This window comes from Lyngbya sp. CCY1209, assembly GCF_035615495.1.
GTDB lineage: Bacteria > Cyanobacteriota > Cyanobacteriia > Cyanobacteriales > Microcoleaceae > Limnospira.
This window is the reverse complement of the sequence record NZ_JAJENU010000265.1, coordinates 1-494: the sequence shown is the minus strand read 5'-3', so window position 1 is coordinate 494 and position 494 is coordinate 1. Positions and strand designations below refer to the sequence as shown.

Sequence of the window (494 nt, the reverse complement as noted above, 5' to 3'; positions counted from 1 at the left end):
TCGTCGCCTCTGACAAATCCAATCATGGGTAAATACTCCTGAGTAATGGGTGAATGGCCGTGGTGATAACGGGCGGTCGCCCTCCCACGGCGGTTAAGTTTAGCGGTAGCGCATGGCGGCGAGGGCTTCAATGAATCCCCGCAGACGGGAAACTTCCCGTTGGGCGTGTTCGCGCTCTAAGTCGTTGCTGACGGCCATCACGGTCAAGATCAGGACCAGGATGGACGCGATCAGATTGCGGGTGTAGTCGCTGTTGCTGTTGTTGTTACTCATGGCTGTTGTGGGTCAATATCCGACGGGGCGGGCGCGTCCGTTCACCGGCGCCCGTCGCCTCTGTCGGGGTGGGCAAAGTCTACGGTGAGGGAGAGGGGGGGGATTTTCAGATCGCCGGTCCCCAGCCAGAATCCGAGGCAGAAAAGGGCGATCGCGATCGCGGTGAGGGAGATCTTGAAATCCCTCCAACCGGCATCCCTCACCCCAGGGCGAAAAAACTC

General features: G+C 59.5%; 2 protein-coding genes. Both read right to left on the bottom strand.

The genetic code is table 11. The features are described from left to right. Positions 1-99 precede the first annotated feature (99 nt). Positions 100-273, bottom strand: a complete 174-nt coding sequence (locus LKE08_RS07500; RefSeq protein WP_324703590.1) for a hypothetical protein — start codon at positions 271-273, stop codon at positions 100-102. A 41-nt stretch (positions 274-314) separates the two neighbouring features. Further along, the coding region (locus LKE08_RS07495; RefSeq protein ID WP_324703589.1) for a hypothetical protein at positions 315-494 on the bottom strand (180 nt) is incomplete at its 5' end.